Origin of the sequence: Allobacillus saliphilus (assembly GCF_018138385.1) — a bacterium.
Taxonomy (GTDB): Bacteria; Bacillota; Bacilli; order Bacillales; family Alkalibacillaceae; genus Allobacillus; species Allobacillus saliphilus.
Genome location: NZ_JAGSIE010000070.1, coordinates 1 through 271, shown reverse-complemented (window position 1 = coordinate 271; position 271 = coordinate 1). Strand labels below are relative to the sequence as shown.

1 protein-coding gene is annotated in these 271 nt (G+C 50.6%); it reads right to left on the bottom strand.

Going from position 1 to position 271, the window contains the following annotated elements:
- Positions 1–227, bottom strand: a 227-nt coding sequence (locus KC820_RS13090) for a hypothetical protein (RefSeq protein ID WP_212371701.1), incomplete at its 3' end; no start/stop codon positions are given.
- Positions 228–271: the final 44 nt, after the last annotated feature.

The window sequence follows — 271 nt, the reverse complement described above, 5'->3', positions numbered from 1 at the left end:
CTCTGTAGCTCATCCATAACGATACCAGAGTTCCAGTTAACCTGCGCCCTGTGCACCATAGACATCCCGTTAACATGCCGAGCAGCTTGGCCTACGTTTTGTGTAACGTTGAACCAATTACTACTGCGTGTCAAATCCAAGTTATCATCAGCATAGGTATTGAGCCAGCGGAAGCGCATCTCCTTCTGCAAAGAGCCTCGCAGGATAGCATCCAGACGCCCAGCCATGTCCTGGTCCTTGAAGACTACTGAGCCTTCCTTGAACCAAGGCT